The sequence below is a fragment of the Pseudomonas sp. CGJS7 genome (assembly GCF_036961695.1).
Genome location: NZ_JBAMDI010000007.1, coordinates 151596 through 171370, shown reverse-complemented (window position 1 = coordinate 171370; position 19775 = coordinate 151596). Strand labels below are relative to the sequence as shown.

Sequence of the window (19775 nt, the reverse complement as noted above, 5' to 3'; positions counted from 1 at the left end):
CGGGCCTGTGGGAGCGGGCGTGCCCGCGAAAAATCTAACTGCCTTCGCCTGCCATGCGCCGTTCATGCTGGAACTTCCAGCGCACGTACAGTAGCCCGGCAATGAACAGCCCCAGGCTCACCAGCACTTCAAGCCAGCCGAATACCGCCCGCGACGGGTCGAACGCTGCCAGCACGCCCTTGATGAAATAGATATTCACCACGAAGCAGGTCCAGGCATGCGCCCGGGCGCTGCCTTTCAGCATGCCTGGCAGCAGCAACAGCAACGGCACCAGCTCGATCGCCAGGATCACCTCGACCCTGGCCCCATGCAGGTTGGCGAACCACAGGTTGTTCACCACCAGCAGGGCGATCAGGCCGAAGAAGCATGCCAGGCTCAATGCCCGCGTCAGGCGCAGGCGTGGTACCAGCCATTGGACCGGCGGCAATGCCTTGGGCTTTCTAGCCACGCGCCGCCTCCAGGGCCTTGGCCGTGGTCGCCAGGCGTTGGCCCAGGGCGCGGCACAGGGCGATTTCGTGTGGGTCGAGTTCGCGCTTGCCATCGGCGCCTGCGTGGTGGCTGGCGCCATAAGGCGTGCCGCCGCCACGGGTCTCGAGCAGTGCCGACTCGCTGTAGGGCAGGCCCATCACCAGCATGCCGTGGTGCATCAGCGGCAGCATCATCGACAGCAGGGTGGTTTCCTGGCCGCCGTGCAGGCTGGCGGTGGAGGTGAACACGCCAGCCGGTTTGCCGACCAGCTCACCGCCTAGCCAAAGGCTGCTGGTGCCATCGAGGAAGTACTTGAGTGGCGCTGCCATGTTGCCGAACCGGGTCGGGCTGCCCAGTACCAGGCCAGCGCAGTGGCGCAGGTCGTCAAGGGTGGCGTACAGCGCGCCACTGGCCGGAATATCCGGGGCCACCGCTTCGCATTCGGTGGAAATCGCTGGCACCGTACGCAGGCGTGCCTCCATGCCGGCCAGCTCGATACCGCGGGCGATGTGCCGGGCCATTTCGCTGGTCGCGCCATGGCGGCTGTAATACAGCACCAGGATGTAGGGCGCGCTCACGGCAGGATCTCCAGCACTTTTTCCGGCGGGCGACCGACCACGGCCTTGTCACCGGCTACCAGGATCGGCCGCTCGATCAGTTTGGGGTGCTGGGCCATGGCCTCGATCAGTTGCGCGTCGGTCAGTGCCGGGTCAGCCAGGTTCAGCGCTTTGTATTCGTCCTCGCCGCTGCGCAGCAACTGACGCGGGGCGATCCCCAGCTTGCCGAGCAGGGCCTTGAGGGTGACCGCGTCGGGCGGGGTTTCCAGGTAGCGCACGATGGTCGGGGCCAAGCCGCGGGCCTCGAGCAGTTCCAGGGCGCCGCGGGATTTCGAGCAGCGCGGGTTATGATAGAGCGTGAGATCAGTCATGTCGGGTCGCATCCAGCTGGGTGTGGCGGCTATTCTAACCGCAGCGACTGACCAATTTGCTTTAAAACTCGAGAAGGATTGACCCATGGCAAGGCGTCTGGCAGCAGTACTGGCCATCACCGCGAGCCTGTTGCTCGGTGGTTGCGGTGCCGATTACGGCGTGGACCAACACGGTAATACGGTTAAGGCCGAACAGATCGAAGGGCACTGGCTGGTGCTCAACTACTGGGCTGAATGGTGCGGACCGTGCCGTACCGAAATCCCGGAACTGAACGCGGCGGCCAAGCAATGGGCGGCTGATGGCGTCAAGGTGGTGGGGGTGAACTTCGATGGCCTGCAGGGGCAGGACCTCAAGCAGGCTGCCGAAACCCTGGGTATCGGTTTCACCGTGCTTGCCCAGGACCCGGCCGAGCGCTATGACCTGCCGCGCAGCGAGGCGTTGCCGGTGACCTACATCATCGACGACAAGGGCAAGGTGCGTGAGCAGTTGATGGGCGAGCAGACCCTGGAAGGGTTGCAGGCCAAGATCAAGGCCCTGAAAGGCGCCTGATGCATTCGGGGCCGCTTTCGCGGCCCTTCGCGGGCAGGCCCGCTCCCACAGGGGGGACGCGACAAACTGTGGGAGCGGGCGTGCCCGCGAAGGGCCGCAAAGCGGCCCCGGCAATCCTCAGCCTTCCTCGGGCCAGAAGCGTAGCGGCTTGCCTTCGGCTGGCCAGAAGCGCATCTGCCCCACCGGTGATACATCCCAACGCTCCACCGTTTCCAGCGCCTGCAGGAAGCGCTTTTCCTGTTCCATCAGCGCGGGTGCGCACAGCTTGCGGGTCTTGCCGACCTTGCCGAAGCTCAGGTGTTCGCCATCGAGCGTGTAAGGCGCAAACCAGTGGTTGCAGCCGCCGTTGCCATAGGCACGGCCGTCGCTGGCCAGGGTCAAGGTCAGGTGGCTGTAGTCGATCAGTGGTCGTTCGCCAATCCATTCCAGCACGTAGCTGCGTTCCTGCTGCAGCCGGGAAGGTTCCGTGGCGCAGCCGAGCAGGCCGGTTGCAATCAGCACGCCGGTCAGCAGATTCTTCACTCGGCGCTCTCCTGGCAACGCGGGCACAGGTGTTTTTCGCCACGGCTGGCCCAGCCCAGCTCTGCGATACGGGCGCTGGCAGCCGGCTGACGAGCTGCCTTGCCGAGCTTGGCGTCTACTGCGAACTCGAAGCCCAGCACCGCATCGCAGCGATCGCACTCGACCTGCCAGGTGAGGATTTCCAGCTCGTTGAATACCGGGCCACTCGCCACGGCCACCCACTGGCCGCGTGGGTTGATCAGGTGGCGCACGCTTTCCACGGTCAGGCGCATGGACAAATCCTTGCTGCCCTTGAGCGTGACCAGCAGGCTGTCGCCTTTTTGCATCGAACCGCCGTTGCCCGTGACCTGATAGCGGCCCGGCACCAAAGCGCGGCACTCGATCAGGGTGTGTTGCGGGTTGAAAAGGGTGTAGCGAAAATCGTGTTCGACCATGGGTCCTCCAGAAATGCCGCGTATCCTAGCATTAACCCATCACCAGGTTCTGTGGATTGCCTGCCGCCCAGCGGTTGATGTTGTCCAGTGTGGTCGCGGCAATGGCATCCAGCGCCTCGCGGGTGAGGAAAGCCTGGTGGGCGGTGATGATCACGTTGGGGAAGGTCAGCAGCCGAGCCAGCACATCGTCTTGCAAGGGCAGGTCGGAGCGGTCCTCGAAGAACAGTTGGGCTTCTTCTTCGTAGACGTCCAGGCCCAGGTAGCCAAGCTGGCCGCTTTTCAGTGCGTCGATCAGCGCCGGGGTGTCGACCAGCGCACCGCGACCGGTGTTGATCAGCATGGCGCCGGGCTGCAACTGGGCCAGGCTTTGCGCGTTGATCAGGTGGCGAGTGTGTTCGGTCAGTGGGCAGTGCAGGCTGATGATGCGGGCTTCGCGCAACAGCTCGGGCAGGGGCATGTAGCGGGCGCCAAGGGCCAGCAGCTCTGGGTTGGGGTAGGGGTCGTACGCCAGCAGCTGGCAGCCGAAACCGGCCATGATGCGAGCGAAGGCGGCCCCGATCTGGCCGGTACCGACCACCCCGACGGTTTTGCCGTGCAGGTCGAAGCCGGTCAGCCCGTGCAGGGTGAAGTCACCTTCGCGGGTGCGGTTGTAGGCCCGATGCAGGCGCCGGTTGAGTGCCAGGATGAGCGCCACGGCGTGCTCGGCAACGGCGTGTGGCGAGTAGGCCGGCACCCGCACCACGGCCAGGCCCAAGCGCTGGGCTGCGGCCAGGTCGACGTGGTTGTAGCCGGCCGAGCGCAGGGCGATCAACCGCGTGCCCGCATCGGCCAGGCGCTGCAGCACCGGCGCGTCGAGTTCGTCATTGATGAAGGCGCAGACCACCTCAAAGCCCTCTGCCAGGGCGGCGGTGTCGAGGGTCAGGCGGGCGGGCTGGAAATGCAGCTCCAGGGCGGTGCCGCCGGCAGCCTTGGTGAAGCTTTCCTGGTCGTAGTGCTGGCTGCTGAACAACAGGGCGCGCATGGTGGAACTCCTTTGCAATGCATGTCTTGGGTGGGTCACTGCCTGTCAAGGCATACCCAGCGTGGCCCAGATCCCCTCAAGCGCTCAATCTGGCCTGAGCCGCCAGCCGGCTGATCGCGCTGTCCAGTTCATCCAGGGCCTGCTGCGCCTGGGGATTGTCCTGCTTCAGCAAGGTCTCGCTGCGTTGGCACGCTGCCCGTAACTGCGGCACGCCGCAATAGCGTGAGGCACCGTTCAGACGGTGTACCTGCTCGATCAGGCCATTGCGGTCATCGGCGGCGCGGGCGGCGCGTATGGCTTCGCGGTCTGCGTCCAGCGAGGCCAGCAGCATGCTCAGCATGTCAGCCGCCAGATCTGCCTTGCCAGCGGCCAGGCGCAGGCCCTCTTCGGGGTCGAGTACCTTCAGTTCGTCGCCGTTGGTCAGTAGTTCGGGCTGCGCCTGCTGCGGTGTGCCCAGGCTCAGGCCGGTCCACTTCATCACCACCTGGGCCAGTTGCCGTTCGCTGATGGGTTTGGTCAGGTAGTCGTCCATGCCGCTGTGCAATAACGCCCGCTTTTCATTGGCCATGGCATGGGCAGTGAGGGCGACGATCGGCAGCGGGTTGCCGCTCTGGGTGTTTTCCCACAGGCGGATCTGTTCGGTACAGGCGCGGCCGTCCATGCCGGGCATCTGCACATCCATCAGCACCAGGTCGAACAACTCTTCCTGCACGGCCTGTACCGCCGAATAACCATTGTTGACGGCCAGTACCTCGGCACCCAGGTCTTCGAGCAGGGTTTTTACCAGCAGCAGGTTGGCGGCATTGTCGTCGACGCAGAGTATTTTCGGTCGTCGCTGGCCGTTGGGGTTGCTCCCCTCGGCCAGCGGACGGCGAGGTTGTACCAGCTCCAGCAAGAGGCGCCGCAGCTTGCGGGTGCAGGTCGGCTTGGACAGCAACTGGCCATGGCCGTTGGGCAGGTACGGGTGGTACAGCGCCTGCTCGGTGGTCGGGCACAGCACCACGCATTGGCAGTGGTAACGCTCGAGCTGCTGATGATAATGGCCCAGTTGCTCGGGCGACAGGTTGCCCAGGTTGGCCCCGAGCACCGCGAACTCGAAGGGCAGGCCGGCCTGGCTGGCGGCCTGCACCCCCTGCAGCAACTGGTCGTAGGAGGCGAACAGGCTCACGCTGAGGCCGCAGTCTTCCAGCTGGTGCTCCAGTGCCTGGCGCGCCAGTTCGTGGCCATCGACAATGGCAGCACGGCGGCCCAGCAATGGCTGCGGTGGCAGCGCTTCGGCATCGTCATGAGCCTTGGGCAGGTTGAGGCTGATCCAGAACTGCGAACCTTCGCCCGGGGTACTGTCGACACCGATCTCGCCGCCCATCTGTTCGATCAGGCGCTTGGAAATCACCAGCCCCAGACCGGTGCCGCCGGGCTGGCGGGCCAGTGAGTTGTCAGCCTGGCTGAAGGCCTGGAACAGTGTGCGCACATCCTGTGGTGACAAGCCGATGCCGGTGTCCTGCACGCTGATGCGCAACTGCGCGCAGTCTTCGTGCTCGTCTTCCAGCATGGCGCGCACGACGATGGTGCCTTCGCGGGTGAACTTGATGGCGTTGCTGACCAGGTTGGTGAGGATCTGCTTGAGCCGCAACGGGTCGCCCACCAGCGAAGCAGGCGTGTCGCGGTAGATCAGGCTCAGCAATTCCAGCTGCTTGGCGTGGGCGGCCGGAGCGAGGATGGTCAGGGTGTCCTGGATCAGGTCCCGCAGGTTGAACGGTATGCTGTCGAGCACCAGCTTGCCGGCTTCGATCTTGGAGAAATCGAGGATTTCGTTGATGATTCCCAGCAAGTTGTCAGCAGATTTCTCGATGGTGTTCAGGTAGTCGAGCTGGCGCGGTGTCATCTCGCTTTTTTGCAGCAGGTGGGTAAAGCCGAGGATGCCATTGAGCGGGGTGCGGATTTCGTGGCTCATGTTGGCCAGGAACTCCGACTTGATGCGGCTGGCCTCAAGTGCCTCTTTGCGCGCCATGTCCAGCTCGATGTTCTGGATTTCGATGGTTTCCAGGTTCTGGCGCACGTCTTCGGTGGCCTGGTCGATGCTGTGTTGCAGTTCTTCGTGGGCGTTCTGCAGGGTTTCGGCCATGCGGTTGATGCCGTGGGCCAGTTCGTCCAGCTCATGGCTGCCCATGGTCGGCAGGCGTTCTTCGAGGTGGCCGTCCTTGAGCTGATTGACCGCGTGCTTGATGCGTTCGATGGGGTCGTTGATGGTGCGGCTCATGCGCAGCGCCAGCAGGCCGCTGAGTGCCAGGCAGGCGAGGATCAGCAACAGGCTGGTGAACAGGTTGCGGTAGCCGCGCAGCAGCGTGCCGTCGTGCGACAACTCGATCTCTACCCAGCCCAGCAGGCGCTCGGCTTCGGCCGGCACGGCGTCGGTGGCCAGGTCGCGGTGGTGGCCGAAAACTGGCATCAGGTAGCGGGTGGCGTCGTTGCCACTGCGCTGCAGGAGTTGGGTGCCGGTACCGCCGCTGGGCGGCAGGTTGAGCATGCTCGGGCCGGCGTGGGCCAGGCGCGTGCGGTCCGGGGCCAGAAACGCCACTGCGCGCACATCGGCCTGCTCCAGGGTTTGTGCGGCAATTCTCTCCAGTTGCGCAGGCGCGAGCCGGGCCATGGCGGGTGCAGCCAGGGGCGCCAGTTGTTCGGCGATCATCTTGCCGCGCTGCAGCAGCTGGGTGCGCAGGTCGTTCTGTTGCAGCCAGGTGAAATAGCTACCCAGCACCAGGGCCATCAAGCCGGCCGGTAGCAGTGCCAGCAGCAGTACCCGGCTGCGGATTCCCAAGCGATCGAGCACACTCGCCTCCTCTGATGTGCCTGGATGCCGTCAAGTGGTAACGGCCAAGCCGCGAAGTTACTCCGCCTGCCGCACCATTGCATCTCTTTAGTACGTGTTATGCGCCGTTGCCGGGGCATTGGTCGCAGTGCGGTTGCCTGGCAGGTGGCGAATGCTCAATAATCACGTAATTGAGAATGCATGGCAGTTGCCAATGAATCCTGTATCTATTTACAACACCAACATCCTTGCCATCGAGGACGACCCGGTGCTTGGTGCCTATCTGCAGGAAGAGCTGCAGCGTGGAGGCTGCCAGGTCACCTGGTGCCGCAATGGCCTGGAGGGCCTGGAAACGGCTGGCCGCCAGGCTTTCGATGTGGTGCTCATGGACATCCTGCTGCCCGGGCTTGATGGGCTGGACGCCTTGGCGCAGTTGCGCAGGCACAGCACCACACCGGTGATCATGATGTCGGCGCTGGGGGCCGAGGCGGATCGTATCAGCGGCTTTCAGCGCGGCGCCGACGATTACCTGCCCAAGCCATTCAGCATGGCCGAGTTGCAGGTGCGCATCGAGGCGATTCTGCGCCGCGTGGCCCTGGAGCGGCGGCATCAGGGCCCGCTGGAGCAAGCCGGCTGCGGCGAGTTGCAGTTCGATGAGGGGCTGTGTGACGTGCGCCTGAATAGCCGCCTGGCAGGCCTGACCCCCAGCGAATACCGCCTGCTGGACATCCTCAACCGCAACCTCGACGAAGTCCTCAGCAAGCCATTCCTGTACCAGCACGTGTTGCAGCGCGGCTATTCACGGCATGACCGCAGCCTGGACATGCACGTCAGCCAGATCCGTCGCAAGCTCAAGGGCATCGGTTATCACGAACGGCAGATCCGCACCGTGTGGGGCAAGGGTTACGTGCTCAGTGCCAGCGAGGCGGAGTGAGCCATGCTCGACCGCCATTCGCTGTTCTGGAAGCTGGCCATCTTGCTGGTGGGCTTTTGCCTGCTGATGATCGGCCTCAGTTATACCTGGGGCCGGCACATGGAAACCCAGAATGCCTTCCTCTCGGAGCCGGCACGGCAGACCTTGCGGGGTTATGCCGCCGAAGCTGAGCAGGCCTGGCGCAGCGGCGGGCGGGCAGGGCTGGACCAGTGGGTGGCGGCCATGCATCAGCGCGAACGGGGCTGGGTCGGCGTGCTCGACATCAACCTGCGCCCGCTCGACAGCGCCACCCTCAACCCACAGATCATGCAGCGTCTGACGCGCTTGCGCGGTGTCGATTGGCCAATGAGTCGGCGCAGTGTCGACCAGCCGTGGGTGCGCATACCATTCCCGGGGGCGCCGGAGCAGGGCATGCTGGTGATCGAACTGCCGCAGCGCTTCAATCCGGGGCAGCACCGCTTGCTGTGGCGCATTGTCACCAACGGCATCATCCCGGGGCTGTTCACCTTGCTGTTGTGTGTAGGCCTGTACCGCATGTTGATCGTGCCGCTGAACCAACTTCGCGAGCAGGCCAATGCCTGGCGGGCCGATCAGCTGTCGGCCCGGCTGGACTCGCGCACCATCGCCCGGCATGACGAGCTGGGCGAACTGGCGCGTGCCTTTGACCAGATGGCCGAGCGGCTGCAAGGCACGGTGGCTATGCAGCAGCAGTTGCTGCGCGACCTGTCCCACGAAATGCGCACGCCGCTGAGCCGGTTGCGGGTGGCCTGCGATGGTGAAACCGACCTGCAGCGTCTGCGTGATCGCCTGATCCGTGAAGTGGACTGCATGCAGCAACTGGTCGAAGACACCCTGCAACTGGCCTGGCAGGACGCCGAGCGTGCGCCGATGAACCTTGAGCCGATCGAGGTCCACGCCTTGTGGGAGTTGCTGGCCGAAAATGCCAGCTACGAGAGCGGCTGGTCGCCTGCGCAACTGCGCTGCGAAGTACCGGCCGACTGCTGGGTGCAGGGCAACCTCAACCACCTGGCTCAGGCGCTGGAGAACATGTTGCGCAATGCCATTCGCCACTCGCCGGCCGAGGGTGTGGTGCGGTTGGGTGGGCAGCGTGAGGGTAGCTATTGGTGGTTGTGGCTTGAGGATGAGGGTGGCGGTGTCGCTGAAGAAGACCTGGAACGGATTTTCGCGCCGTTCTCGCGGTTGGACGGTTCGCGGCCCGGGGATGGTGGCTTCGGCCTGGGGCTGAGCATCGCCCGCAGTGCCATCCAGCGCCAGGGCGGCACCTTGTGGGCGCAGAATGGCAAACGCGGGTTGCGCTTGTGGATGAGGTTGCCGTTGCATGTGCCGGCCGCTTCGCGTGTAAACCCGCTCCTACAGGCTAGCGGATCCCCTGTAGGAGCGGGTTCACCCGCGAAGAGGCCAGCACATGTCACACCGTTATAGCTTGTAGCTATATGCACTACAGATTGCGTGATATGGCCGCGAAGGGTTTGCCGGTATGATAGGCACCCCCGCCGTCCGGATTGCGAAATACGCCATGACCGTGCAGTACCCAACCATCGCCGATTGCGTCGGCAATACGCCACTGGTTCGCCTGCAGCGCATCGCTGGCGAAACCAGCAATACCCTCCTGCTCAAGCTCGAAGGTAACAATCCTGCCGGCTCGGTGAAAGACCGCCCGGCACTGTCGATGATCGCTCGCGCCGAACTGCGCGGCCAGATCAAGCCAGGCGATACCCTGATCGAAGCCACCTCCGGCAACACGGGCATCGCCCTGGCGATGGCGGCGGCGATCAAGGGCTACAAGATGATCCTGATCATGCCCGACAACTCCACCGCCGAGCGCAAGGCCGCCATGACGGCCTATGGCGCCGAGCTGATCCTGGTGACCAAGGAGGAGGGGATGGAAGGCGCCCGTGACCTGGCCGAGAAGCTGCAGGCCGAAGGCCGTGGCCTGGTGCTCGACCAGTTCGCCAACGGCGACAACCCGATCGCCCACTACAACAGCACCGGCCCGGAGATCTGGCAGCAGACCCAAGGCACCATTACCCATTTCGTCAGCTCCATGGGTACCACCGGTACCATCATGGGCTGCTCGCAGTACCTCAAGGAACAGAACCCCGCGGTGCAGATCATCGGCCTGCAACCGATGGAGGGCTCGGCTATTCCGGGCATTCGCCGCTGGCCCGAGGAATACCTGCCGAAAATCTTCGATGCCACCCGCGTCGACCGCGTGGTCGACATGTCGCAGCAGGAAGCCGAAGACACCACCCGTCGCCTTGCGCGTGAAGAGGGCATTTTCTGCGGCGTGTCTTCTGGTGGTGCGGTCGCGGCCATGTTGCGTCTGTCCCGCGAAGTGGAAAATGCGGTCATGGTTGCGATCATTTGCGACCGCGGCGACCGTTATCTGTCCACTGGCCTGTTTGATCCACGCTAAATGTCCAAGAAAAAAAGCAACAGCGGCCTGCGCTTCCAGCCGGCCGGCGGCAATCGCACCCCCCAGGTCCCAGTGGGCAAGAAGCAGCGCCTGGACATCGAGCGCCTTGCCGGTGACGGCCGTGGCATTGCCTTCCTCGACGGGCGTACCTGGTTCGTCAGCGGTGCCTTGGCCGGTGAGGCCGTGGAGGCGCGGGTGCTCAACGCCCGTGGCAAAGTGGTCGAGGCACGCCTGGAGCGGTTGCTGCAGGCCGCGCCCGAGCGCCGTGAGGCGCCGTGTCGCTACTACGACCGCTGCGGTGGCTGCAACCTGCAGCACCTGCCGCACGAAGCGCAACTGGCGCTGAAGCAGCGCACACTCGCCGAGCAGTTGCAGCGGGTGGCCGGCGTGCAACCCGAGGCGTGGGCTGCCCCCCTGAGCGGGCCGGAATTCGGCTACCGGCGCCGGGCCCGTGTGGCCGTGCGCTGGGACGTCAAGGCGCGTCAGCTGGAGGTGGGCTTCCGCGCCGAAGCCAGCCAGGACATCATTGCCATCGACGATTGCGCAGTGCTGGTACAACCCTTGCAGTCCATTTTGCGCCACTTGCCGACCGTGCTGCGTTCGTTGAGCAAGCCGCAGGCGCTGGGCCATGTAGAGCTGTTCAGTGGCACCGCCGAGGCGGTTCTGGTGCGCCACGTCGCGCCATTGCCGGCTGAGGACCAGGCCAGGTTGCAAGCGTTCTGCGAGCAGGCCAACGCCCAGCTGTGGCTGCAAGGCGAAGGTGAGCCGGCGCCCGTGGACCCAGCGGCGCAGTTGGGCTTTGCCCTGGCACCCTGGCAGCTGGAGCTGGCCTGGCGCCCGGGCGATTTCGTGCAGGTGAATGCCCAGGTCAATACAGCGATGATCGAGCAGGCCCTGGCCTGGCTCGCGCCACAAGCCGACGAGCGTGTGCTGGACTTGTTCTGCGGTCTGGGCAACTTTGCCCTGCCGCTGGCCCGCCAGGCGCGTGAAGTGGTGGCAGTGGAAGGTGTACAGGCCATGGTCGATCGGGCCGCGGCCAATGCCCGGAACAACAATGTGCATAACGCACGGTTTTTTCAGGCCGATTTATCGCAGCCTTTGGCAGGCACCGGATGGGCCGCCGAGGGCTTTTCTGCGGTACTCTTGGATCCACCGCGCGACGGTGCTTTCGAGGTGGTGCAAGGCATCGCCCGCCTCAAGGCCAGAAGGCTGGTCTACGTATCGTGCAACCCGGCCACGCTGGCGAGAGACGCCCAAGTGCTGGTCGGCCAGGGGTACCGGTTAAAAAGGGCCGGGATTCTCGACATGTTTCCTCAGACGGCGCATGTCGAGGCCATGGCGTTATTCGAAGCGGGCTAGCTGACTGGCCCCTTGGTGTGGTTGCCACGGAAGGGCGGCCGCACGGTGATCGCCAGCACACCCGTATGGTGTGCTGCATGGAAAGGTAAAACAAAGATGGTACAGGTGAGAGTGCACCAGCCGGTCAACACCGACGGCAGTATCAATCTCGAAGCATGGTTGGACCATGTGGTAAGCGTCGATTCGGCACTGGATCGCGCAGCGCTGAAAGAAGCCTGCGAGTTTGCCCTTGAGGTAGAGAAAAAGGGCAACCCGGCCAAGCATTCCTGGGCGGATGGTACGTCCAGCTTCCAGGCAGGCCTGGAAATCGCCGAAATTCTGGCTGACCTCAAGCTCGACCAGGACTCTCTGGTGGCTGCGGTCATCTACCGCTCGGTGCGCGAGGGCAAGGTCACCCTCGCCGAGGTCAGCCAGCGTTTTGGCCCGGTGGTGTCCAAGCTGATCGACGGCGTGCTGCGCATGGCCGCCATCAGTGCCAGCCTCAGCCCAAGACAGTCGCTGGTGCTGGGCTCGCAGGCGCAGGTCGAGAACCTGCGCAAGATGCTGGTGGCCATGGTCGACGACGTGCGCGTGGCGCTGATCAAGCTGGCCGAACGCACGTGCGCAATCCGGGCGGTCAAGTCCGCCGATGACGAGAAACGCCTGCGTGTCGCGCGTGAAGTGTTCGACATCTACGCGCCGCTCGCGCACCGCCTGGGTATCGGTCACATCAAGTGGGAGCTGGAAGACCTGTCCTTCCGCTACCTGGAGCCCGACCAGTACAAGCAGATCGCCAAGTTGTTGCATGAGCGGCGGCTGGACCGCGAGCGCTTCATCAGCGACGTGATGAACCAGTTGCAGAACGAGTTGCTCGCTACTGGCGTGAAGGCCGACATCAGCGGCCGGGCGAAACATATCTATTCGATCTGGCGCAAGATGCAGCGCAAAGGCCTGGAGTTCAGCCAGATCTACGACGTGCGTGCGGTGCGCGTGCTGGTGCCGGAAATCCGCGACTGCTACACCGCGCTGGGCATCGTGCACACCTTGTGGCGGCATATTCCCAAGGAGTTCGACGACTACATCGCCAACCCCAAGGAGAATGGCTACCGCTCGTTGCACACTGCGGTAATCGGCCCCGAGGGCAAGGTGCTGGAAGTGCAGATCCGTACCCACGGCATGCACGAAGAGGCCGAACTTGGCGTATGCGCCCACTGGCGCTACAAGGGCACCGACGTCAAGCCCAGCTCCAACCACTACGAAGAAAAGATTTCCTGGTTGCGCCAGGTGCTGGAGTGGCACGAAGAGCTGGGCGACATCGGTGGCCTGGCCGAGCAGTTGCGGGTCGACATCGAGCCTGACCGGGTTTATGTGTTCACCCCCGACGGCCACGCCATCGACCTGCCCAAAGGCGCCACGCCACTGGACTTTGCCTACCGCGTGCACACCGAGATCGGCCACAACTGCCGCGGCGCGAAGATCAACGGCCGTATCGTGCCGCTGAACTACAGCCTGCAGACTGGCGAGCAGGTGGAGATCATCACCAGCAAGCACGGCAACCCCAGCCGTGACTGGTTGAACTCCAACCTGGGCTACGTCACCACCTCGCGGGCGCGGGCCAAGATCGTCCACTGGTTCAAATTGCAGGCCCGCGACCAGAACGTTGCTGCCGGCAAGACCTTGCTTGAGCGCGAGCTCAGTCGTCTGGGCCTGCCGCAGGTTGATTTCGAGCGCCTGGCCGAGAAGACCAACGTCAAGACCGCCGAGGACATGTTTGCCTCGCTCGGTGCTGGCGACCTGCGCCTGGCTCATCTGGTCAACGCTGCCCAGCAGTTGCTGGAGCCTGAGCGTATCGAGCAGATCGAGCTGGTGCCGCGCAAGCCTACCGGGCCGCGTACCGGCAAGCGTGGCGACATTCAGATCCAGGGTGTCGGCAACCTGCTGACACAGATGGCCGGCTGCTGCCAGCCGCTACCGGGCGATGCCATTGTCGGTTACATCACCCAGGGCCGTGGCGTGAGCATTCACCGCCAGGACTGCGCCTCGGTATTGCAGCTGGCAGGCAAGGAGCCAGAGCGCATGATCCAGGTGAGCTGGGGGCCGATCCCGGTGCAGACCTACCCGGTCGACATCGTCATCCGTGCCTACGACCGCCCGGGCCTGCTGCGCGATGTGTCGCAGGTGCTGCTGAACGAGAAGATCAACGTGCTGGCGGTGAACACCCGTTCGAACAAGGAAGACAACACCGCGCTGATGTCGCTGACCATCGAGATTCCAGGCCTGGACGCGCTGGGGCGCCTGCTGGGGCGGATCTCGCAGTTGCCGAACATCATCGAGACGCGGCGTAATCGTACCCCTTGAGACCGGGGCGTCCGCTTCGCGGGTAAACCCGCTCCTACAGGATGGATGCAGGTTTCGAAATCTGCACCGTACCTGTGGGAGCGGGCAAGCCCGCGAAGAAGCCACCACCGAAGGACCTGCCTGTATGACCTACACCCTTGACGACCTGCTGCACCTCATGGCCCGCCTGCGCGACCCGCAGTACGGCTGCCCGTGGGACCTGAAGCAGAACTACGCCAGCATCGTCCCGCACACCATCGAAGAGGCCTACGAGGTCGCTGACACCATTGAGCGCGGCGATTTCGAGCACCTGCAAGGCGAGCTGGGCGACTTGCTGTTCCAGGTGGTCTACTACAGCCAGCTGGCCCGCGAAGAAGGGCGTTTCGAGTTCGATGGCGTGGTCGACAGCATCACCCGCAAGCTCATCCGCCGCCACCCGCACGTATTCCCCACTGGCGAGCTGTACGCGCCGGTGGACACGCCCAGTCTGAGCGAAGCCCAGGTCAAGTCGCGCTGGGAAGAAATCAAGGCCGAAGAGCGCGCGGAGAAGAGCCAGCCCGAACAGCTGTCGCTGCTTGATGACGTGCCGGCAACCTTGCCGGCGCTGTCGCGGGCAGCCAAACTGCAAAAACGTGCGGCCACGGTCGGTTTCGACTGGCCGGCGGCGTTGCCGGTGCTGGACAAGGTCCGCGAAGAGCTGGATGAAGTGCTGCAGGCCATGGCCGACGGCGACGCCGATGCGCTGGAAGATGAAGTCGGCGACTTGCTGTTTGCTGCGGTCAACCTGGCCCGCCACCTCAAGCAAGACCCAGAGCATGCGCTGCGCCGCGCCAATCGCAAGTTCGAACGACGTTTCCGTTTTATCGAACAGGCATTGCGCGACAGTGGCCGCCCCATTGAAGATTGTGACCTTGACGAGCTGGATGCCCTTTGGGGGGAAGCCAAACGTCAGGAAAAGAACCTGCCCAGCTGCGGCTGAGCTGTTGCATAAGTGAGTGAATATTCATGAGCCTTTCCCTTCGCGACCAATTGCTCAAAGCCGGTCTGGTCAACCAGAAACAGGTCTCGCAGACCAACAAAGCTGAAAAGAAACAGAAGCGCATGGAGCACAAAGGCCAGGTCGAAGTCGACGACAGCCAGCAGCGCATGGCCAAGGAAGCCATGGCTGAAAAAGCCCGGCGTGACCAGGAGCTGAACCGCCAGCAGCAGGAAAAGGCCGAGCAGAAGGCCCGTGCCGCGCAGGTCAAGCAACTGATCGAGGCCACTCGCCTGCCCAAGCTGAGCACCGAGGATTACTACAACTTCGTCGACGACAAGAAGGTCAAGCGCATTGCCGTCAACGCCCTGATGCGTACCAAGCTGAGCAACGGTGCGCTGGCCGTGGTAGCCCATGCCGGTGGTTACGAGGTTATCCCTCGTGAGGCCGCATTGAAGATCCAGGAGCGCGACCCTGGCCGTATTCTGCTGCTCAACAGCCATGTCGAGGAAACGGACGAAGACGACCCGTACGCGGCTTACAAGATCCCTGATGATCTGATGTGGTAAGCACGAAAATCCCGCCTTGGCGTTAATGCGGTTATTCAAGATCGCAGGGCCGCTCTGCGGCCCTTTCGTGACACGCGCGTTCTCAAGAGGACGCTGGCCTTGTGTCGCGAAAGGGGGCGTCGCTCGCCGAACCGGCGCAGTTAGTCAGTTGCACTATCGTCTTGGTTCCCTCCGTTCGTCGGACATTTCCTAGGGTTCCGGCACAACGGCTAGCCTCCAGCTTAGCGTCAGGGATAGCGCTGAACATTCGGTCCAGGAAGGGCCACTACGCCTCGTCGTCCCGACGCTTTATCTGCTGAGGAGACGACAATGAAAATAACCCTGAAACGGCTGGCGTGCCTGGGTGCAAGTTTCACCAGTGCGTTCGCCATGGCCGATGCGGCCAGCCCGCCGGTGCTGTCACCTGCGATTCCCTTCGATGTCACCGCCAATCCCCCCTTCACCCTGGACAACCTGCAACACGATTTCGACGTGCTGTCGTGGCAAACCTTCGTCGCCCTGAACTGGCCCGCCAATGCCGACGGCAGTGCCAACACCTCGGCGAAGATCGGCGCGCCCGGCAAGACCGTGTGGGAGTCGTGGAAAGAAAGCTACGAGATCTTCCTGCCCAAGGGTCAGAAGCCCGTCGCCTGGGACCAGCAGGCGCCCGTGCCTGAGGCCTGCCAAGGCAAGGGTGACTTGCCGGTGCTGCAACAGATGGGCAAGGTCGCCGGTGTGCTCGATGAGTTCATCCAGCCGTTCAAGACCGGCCCGCTGGTTGACCAAAGCGGCACCTACACACGCAACGCGATCATGGTCAACCAGCCGATGTTCGATGACATCGTCAACAATGGCCTTTACAGCAAGGAAGGCCAGCAAGCGTTTCTGAGCAAGGCCGACAACCGCATCGCTTTCGCCTGCGGTTCGCAAAAGGCCCAGCAGGTCGGCGCGATCATGGTCAAGTCGGCCTGGAAAGTGCTCGATGGCAGCGACAACCCGCAGGAGTTCCACGCCGTCGACGCGCTGGTCTACACCCCCGGCAACGCCGACCCGAACAAGGGGGCGGTGATCCCCGAGTCGTGCATTGCGCAGAAGGTCGGGCTAGTAGGCCTGCACATCGTGCACAAGACCGAAGGCGCACCACAGTGGGTATGGTCGACGTTCGAGCACGTGCGCAACGTGCCGGAAAAGACCACGCCAATGAACGAGCGCAAGGGGCCCTACCTGTTCTACGACTCCCAGGCCAGCGACCGCCCGGTGAACGAGCCGCCCGCGCCACCGTGGGACCCGTCGAAGAAGGCCATCCCCTCGCAGATCGTGCGCGAAATTCCCATCACCGCCGCTACCCAACAGCTCAACACGCAGTGGCAAGGCGCGCTCAAGGGCACGGTGTGGGCCAACTACCACCTGATCAGCACCCAGTGGCCCACCGCCCCGGCCGATGACTGCCAGGTGCCGTCGCCGACCAACCCGTTAGGTACGCCTGCGCCGAACTTCCTGGCCAACGCCACCCTGGAGACCTACAACCAGGGCACCACCCCGCAGGCCTCGTCCAGCTGCATGGAGTGCCACAACAACGCGACCACCCGCGTGACCCAGTCACCGCGCACCAGCTTCGCCGATTTCACTTTCCTGCTTGAACGTGCCCAATCCACCGGCGCCAAGGAGTGATGCCATGAGCGACCAGAACCTGCAAAACTTCATCGGCTTGTCCGCCGTGCTCACTGGCCTGTCGGCCAAGCTGCTGGCGCCTTCCGTCGACCCGATCAACCTGCCGCCGGTGTTCTTCGCCACCGCCCAGCAAGGCATGGGCCTCGAGGCGTTCAGCAGCCTGCTGGAGCTGTACGCCAGCATCCAGAGCCAGCCGCCTGCGCAAATCGCCAGCGCCGTGCTCGATAACGCGAACCCGCAAATCGCCCAGGGCGCCCGCTCGATCATGAAGCTGTGGCTGCTCGGCAGTTGGTACCAACCCTACGACCTGGGCAGCGCCCGCAAGGGTGACACGCGTGTGGTCTCCGACCAGGCCTACAAGGAAAGCTGGGCGTGGAAGATCGCCCAATCCCACCCCATGGGCTACAGCCAGTTCCACTTCGGATACTGGGGTGAGCAGCCACCGACCCTCAAGCAATTCACCGGTGTCGACGCCAAGGAAGGGCAGCAGCCATGAGCAATGTACAAACCCAGAACATCGAAACCGCCGATGTGATCGTGGTGGGCGCCGGTATGGCCGGCAGTGTCATGGCCTACCAGTTGGGCCTGGCCGGGTTGAAAGTGCTGGTGCTCGAATCGGGCCCGGCCATTCCACCGAATCGCAGCGAGTACCTGGAGCGCTTCTACAACGCGGTGCTCAAGGCGCCCGAGTCGCCGTACCCGCCTGAGCAGAGCGAGCAGACCCCGGCCACGCAGTTCGCGCCACGGGCGACCATCCAGGACCTGATCACCGCAGGTAGCCAAGACCCGAACAAGGCGCAGAAAAGCTACCTGGTGCAGAAGGGGCCGCACCTGTTCGCCAGCACCTACGAGCGGGTAGGCGGCGGCACCATGTGGCACTGGATGGGCACGGCCCTGCGCCTGTTGCCCAACGACTTTCGCATGCGCACTGCGTACAACGTCGGGGTCGACTGGCCGATCAGTTACGACGACCTGCAGACCGCCTACTGCCGCGCCGAGGAGGAGATGGGCGTGTCCGCCGATGTCGCCTCGCAGACCTACCTGGGCGTGACCTTCCCGCAGGGCTACAAATACAGCATGCATGGCATCCCGCCGTCGCTGGTCGACCAGGGCCTGGGCAAGCACGTCACGGGCACCGTGTACCAGAGCCCGGAGAAGGGGCCCGACGGCAAGCCGTACCCAGGTGTCACGCTCAACGTCCGGCAGACCCCGGCCGGGCGCAACTCGCAGAATGATAACGGCCGCCGGGTGTGCGCAGGCAACACCAGCTGCACGCCGATCTGCCCGATCCAGGCCAAGTACGACGCCACCGTGACCATGGCCAAGGCACTGGATACCGGCAACGTGCGCATCCTTTACCAGACCGTGGCGAGCCAGGTACAGGTCGATGCCAATGGGGTCACGGGCATCGATTTCATCCAGTACCAGAACAACGGTACGCGCCAGAACGGCACGGCCCAGGGCAAACGCTACGTGATCGCCGCCCACGCGATCGAAACGCCGAAGCTGCTGCTCAACTCCATCGGCCCGAACAGCCCTAAAGGGGTTGCCAACAGCAGCGGCCAGGTCGGCCAGGCATTGGCTGACCACCCGGTGTACCTGGCCTGGGGCCTGATGCCCGAAGGCAAGCCGCTGTTCCCGTTCCGGGGGCCGTTGTCCACCTCGGGGATCGAGGACATGCGCGATGGCCCGTTCCGCAGCCAGCGTGCCGCCTGGCGTATCGAAATCGGCAACGAGGGCTGGAACTGGTCGGTGAACGACCCCTACACCTCGGTCTGTGATTTCATCGACGGCACCAACCACGGCGGCGCTAACCCCAGCAATCTGGCGTTGTCCGGCCAGGCGCTGGTGCAGCAGCTCAACAGCGTGCTGACCCGCCAGTTCCGTCTGGGCTTCTTGGTCGAGCAGGTGGAGAAAGACCCCGATAATGCGCTGTGCCGGGTGGAGAGGAGTACGGAGTTCTCCGACGGATTGGGCCTGCCTCGGCCGCAGATCACCTACGAACTGTCCGACTACACCAAGGAGGGTTTCAAGCAGGCGCGCCTGGCCGCTACGTACATCATCACCGAGCTGATGGGCGCTACCGAGCTGACCGACCTGAACCCTAAGCTCGAGCCCGGCTCGCAAACGGTGTTCGAGTACGACGGCCAGAACTACGCGTTCTACGGCGCTGGCCACCTGATGGGCACCTACCGCATGGGCTCGGACCGCACCAAGTCGGTGGTGGACAAGGACCAGCGCAGCTGGGACCACCCCAACCTGTTCCTGGTCGGCGACGGCGTGTTCCCCACTACCGGCACCGCCAACCCGACCTTGACCATCACCGCGTTGACGTTCCAGGCCGCCGACGTGGTGGCCAGCGACCTGCTCAAGCGCACCGTGCAGGTGCAGGCCAACCAGGCATGGCAGGGCACGGGCATGCAGGTCAATGGGCAGAGCTGGCAGTTGGCGGTATGCACGGGCGGGCAGTGGACGGCGAACCCGGCCACCGGCATGGTTGGCGCGGCGGGCAACCCAAGGTTGATCGCCAAGCCCGGCTATGCCTTGCCTGGTCAACCGGAAGGGGCGTTGATCGGGCGTATCGGCAACAGCGGCGTGCCGTTCCTGGTCGGCAACCAGGTGCAATTGCCGCGTGGCCAGCAAGGTGAGTTGCAGCTGTGCATCAATGACGACCTGGACGGGCGTTACGGGGCTGGCCTGAGCGATAACCTGGGCAGCCTGTCGGTAGAGGTGCGTTTCGGGGCGGTGTAGGCCCTGTCATGGCAACCCCACGATGCTCCGGCAATGCCGCAGCATTGTGGG

General features: G+C 64.0%; 18 protein-coding genes. 11 read left to right on the top strand and 7 right to left on the bottom strand.

Going from position 1 to position 19775, the window contains the following annotated elements:
• Positions 1-34: 34 nt before the first annotated feature.
• Genes V7787_RS07195 through arsC form a run of 3 tightly spaced genes read right to left on the bottom strand, consistent with a single transcriptional unit; the run spans position 35 to position 1396 of the window.
• On the bottom strand, positions 35-448 hold the full coding sequence (locus tag V7787_RS07195) for a DUF2069 domain-containing protein (RefSeq protein ID WP_003252389.1): 414 nt from the start codon (positions 446-448) through the stop codon (positions 35-37).
• The gene (wrbA, locus tag V7787_RS07190; RefSeq protein WP_003252400.1) at positions 441-1046 is read right to left on the bottom strand and encodes an NAD(P)H:quinone oxidoreductase; all 606 of its coding nucleotides are present in this window, start codon (positions 1044-1046) and stop codon (positions 441-443) included. Before wrbA ends, V7787_RS07195 begins: the two co-directional genes overlap by 8 nt.
• Complete coding sequence (arsC, locus tag V7787_RS07185) at positions 1043-1396, bottom strand: arsenate reductase (glutaredoxin) (RefSeq protein WP_104962426.1); 354 nt, start codon at positions 1394-1396, stop codon at positions 1043-1045. Before arsC ends, wrbA begins: the two co-directional genes overlap by 4 nt.
• 85 nt (positions 1397-1481) lie before the next feature.
• Between arsC and V7787_RS07180 the strand changes: the two genes are divergently transcribed.
• Entirely contained in the window at positions 1482-1946 is a 465-nt protein-coding gene (locus V7787_RS07180; RefSeq protein WP_010952706.1) for a peroxiredoxin family protein, read from the top strand.
• Between the two features lie 117 nt (positions 1947-2063).
• Here the strand turns inward: V7787_RS07180 and V7787_RS07175 are convergent, their stop codons facing one another.
• From V7787_RS07175 to V7787_RS07160, 4 genes are all read right to left on the bottom strand, one after another.
• Entirely contained in the window at positions 2064-2468 is a 405-nt protein-coding gene (locus tag V7787_RS07175) for an META domain-containing protein (protein WP_014592116.1), read from the bottom strand.
• Positions 2465-2902, bottom strand: coding sequence for a hypothetical protein (locus V7787_RS07170; RefSeq protein WP_014592115.1), 438 nt, complete (start codon positions 2900-2902; stop codon positions 2465-2467). The genes V7787_RS07175 and V7787_RS07170 overlap by 4 nt, the downstream gene beginning before the upstream one ends.
• A 31-nt stretch (positions 2903-2933) precedes the next feature.
• A complete protein-coding gene (locus tag V7787_RS07165) occupies positions 2934-3923 on the bottom strand; it encodes a 2-hydroxyacid dehydrogenase (RefSeq protein WP_336086875.1) in 990 nt (329 codons plus the stop codon).
• Positions 3924-3999: 76 nt separating this feature from the next.
• Entirely contained in the window at positions 4000-6753 is a 2754-nt protein-coding gene (locus V7787_RS07160; RefSeq protein ID WP_336086873.1) for a response regulator, read from the bottom strand.
• A gap of 193 nt (positions 6754-6946) precedes the next feature.
• Between V7787_RS07160 and V7787_RS07155 the strand changes: the two genes are divergently transcribed.
• From V7787_RS07155 to V7787_RS07110, 10 genes are all read left to right on the top strand, one after another.
• Complete coding sequence (locus tag V7787_RS07155) at positions 6947-7666, top strand: response regulator transcription factor (RefSeq protein WP_104962423.1); 720 nt, start codon at positions 6947-6949, stop codon at positions 7664-7666.
• Between the two features lie 3 nt (positions 7667-7669).
• A complete protein-coding gene (locus V7787_RS07150) occupies positions 7670-9109 on the top strand; it encodes a sensor histidine kinase (protein ID WP_336086870.1) in 1440 nt (479 codons plus the stop codon).
• 94 nt (positions 9110-9203) lie between these two features.
• Complete coding sequence (gene cysM / locus V7787_RS07145; protein WP_003252416.1) at positions 9204-10103, top strand: cysteine synthase CysM; 900 nt, start codon at positions 9204-9206, stop codon at positions 10101-10103.
• On the top strand, positions 10104-11462 hold the full coding sequence (gene rlmD / locus V7787_RS07140; RefSeq protein WP_010952714.1) for a 23S rRNA (uracil(1939)-C(5))-methyltransferase RlmD: 1359 nt from the start codon (positions 10104-10106) through the stop codon (positions 11460-11462).
• 96 nt (positions 11463-11558) lie between these two features.
• Complete coding sequence (relA, locus tag V7787_RS07135; RefSeq protein WP_010952715.1) at positions 11559-13799, top strand: GTP diphosphokinase; 2241 nt, start codon at positions 11559-11561, stop codon at positions 13797-13799.
• A gap of 124 nt (positions 13800-13923) precedes the next feature.
• Entirely contained in the window at positions 13924-14757 is an 834-nt protein-coding gene (mazG, locus tag V7787_RS07130; RefSeq protein ID WP_003252422.1) for a nucleoside triphosphate pyrophosphohydrolase, read from the top strand.
• 26 nt (positions 14758-14783) lie between these two features.
• Positions 14784-15323, top strand: a complete 540-nt coding sequence (locus tag V7787_RS07125) for a DUF2058 domain-containing protein (protein ID WP_003252424.1) — start codon at positions 14784-14786, stop codon at positions 15321-15323.
• Between the two features lie 309 nt (positions 15324-15632).
• Complete coding sequence (locus tag V7787_RS07120; protein ID WP_064491182.1) at positions 15633-16973, top strand: hypothetical protein; 1341 nt, start codon at positions 15633-15635, stop codon at positions 16971-16973.
• A 4-nt stretch (positions 16974-16977) separates the two neighbouring features.
• Positions 16978-17469 (top strand): sorbitol dehydrogenase, encoded by a 492-nt coding sequence (locus V7787_RS07115; RefSeq protein WP_020192005.1) that lies wholly within the window; start codon positions 16978-16980, stop codon positions 17467-17469.
• Positions 17466-19724 carry a GMC oxidoreductase gene (locus V7787_RS07110; protein ID WP_104887149.1) on the top strand — a complete coding sequence of 753 codons (2259 nt, stop codon included), beginning with the start codon at positions 17466-17468 and terminating at the stop codon, positions 19722-19724. The genes V7787_RS07115 and V7787_RS07110 overlap by 4 nt, the downstream gene beginning before the upstream one ends.
• Positions 19725-19775: the final 51 nt, after the last annotated feature.

Bases quoted from the DNA above. Each gene is read 5' to 3' on its own strand.
- arsC (WP_104962426.1), bottom strand. From the start codon at position 1,396: ATGACTGATCTCACGCTCTATCATAACCCGCGCTGCTCGAAATCCCGC.
- V7787_RS07180 (WP_010952706.1), top strand. From the start codon at position 1,482: ATGGCAAGGCGTCTGGCAGCAGTACTGGCCATCACCGCGAGCCTGTTG.
- V7787_RS07170 (WP_014592115.1), bottom strand. From the start codon at position 2,902: ATGGTCGAACACGATTTTCGCTACACCCTTTTCAACCCGCAACACACC.
- V7787_RS07165 (WP_336086875.1), bottom strand. From the start codon at position 3,923: ATGCGCGCCCTGTTGTTCAGCAGCCAGCACTACGACCAGGAAAGCTTC.
- V7787_RS07155 (WP_104962423.1), top strand. From the start codon at position 6,947: ATGAATCCTGTATCTATTTACAACACCAACATCCTTGCCATCGAGGAC.
- V7787_RS07150 (WP_336086870.1), top strand. From the start codon at position 7,670: ATGCTCGACCGCCATTCGCTGTTCTGGAAGCTGGCCATCTTGCTGGTG.
- cysM (WP_003252416.1), top strand. From the start codon at position 9,204: ATGACCGTGCAGTACCCAACCATCGCCGATTGCGTCGGCAATACGCCA.
- rlmD (WP_010952714.1), top strand. From the start codon at position 10,104: ATGTCCAAGAAAAAAAGCAACAGCGGCCTGCGCTTCCAGCCGGCCGGC.
- relA (WP_010952715.1), top strand. From the start codon at position 11,559: ATGGTACAGGTGAGAGTGCACCAGCCGGTCAACACCGACGGCAGTATC.
- mazG (WP_003252422.1), top strand. From the start codon at position 13,924: ATGACCTACACCCTTGACGACCTGCTGCACCTCATGGCCCGCCTGCGC.
- V7787_RS07125 (WP_003252424.1), top strand. From the start codon at position 14,784: ATGAGCCTTTCCCTTCGCGACCAATTGCTCAAAGCCGGTCTGGTCAAC.
- V7787_RS07120 (WP_064491182.1), top strand. From the start codon at position 15,633: ATGAAAATAACCCTGAAACGGCTGGCGTGCCTGGGTGCAAGTTTCACC.
- V7787_RS07115 (WP_020192005.1), top strand. From the start codon at position 16,978: ATGAGCGACCAGAACCTGCAAAACTTCATCGGCTTGTCCGCCGTGCTC.
- V7787_RS07110 (WP_104887149.1), top strand. From the start codon at position 17,466: ATGAGCAATGTACAAACCCAGAACATCGAAACCGCCGATGTGATCGTG.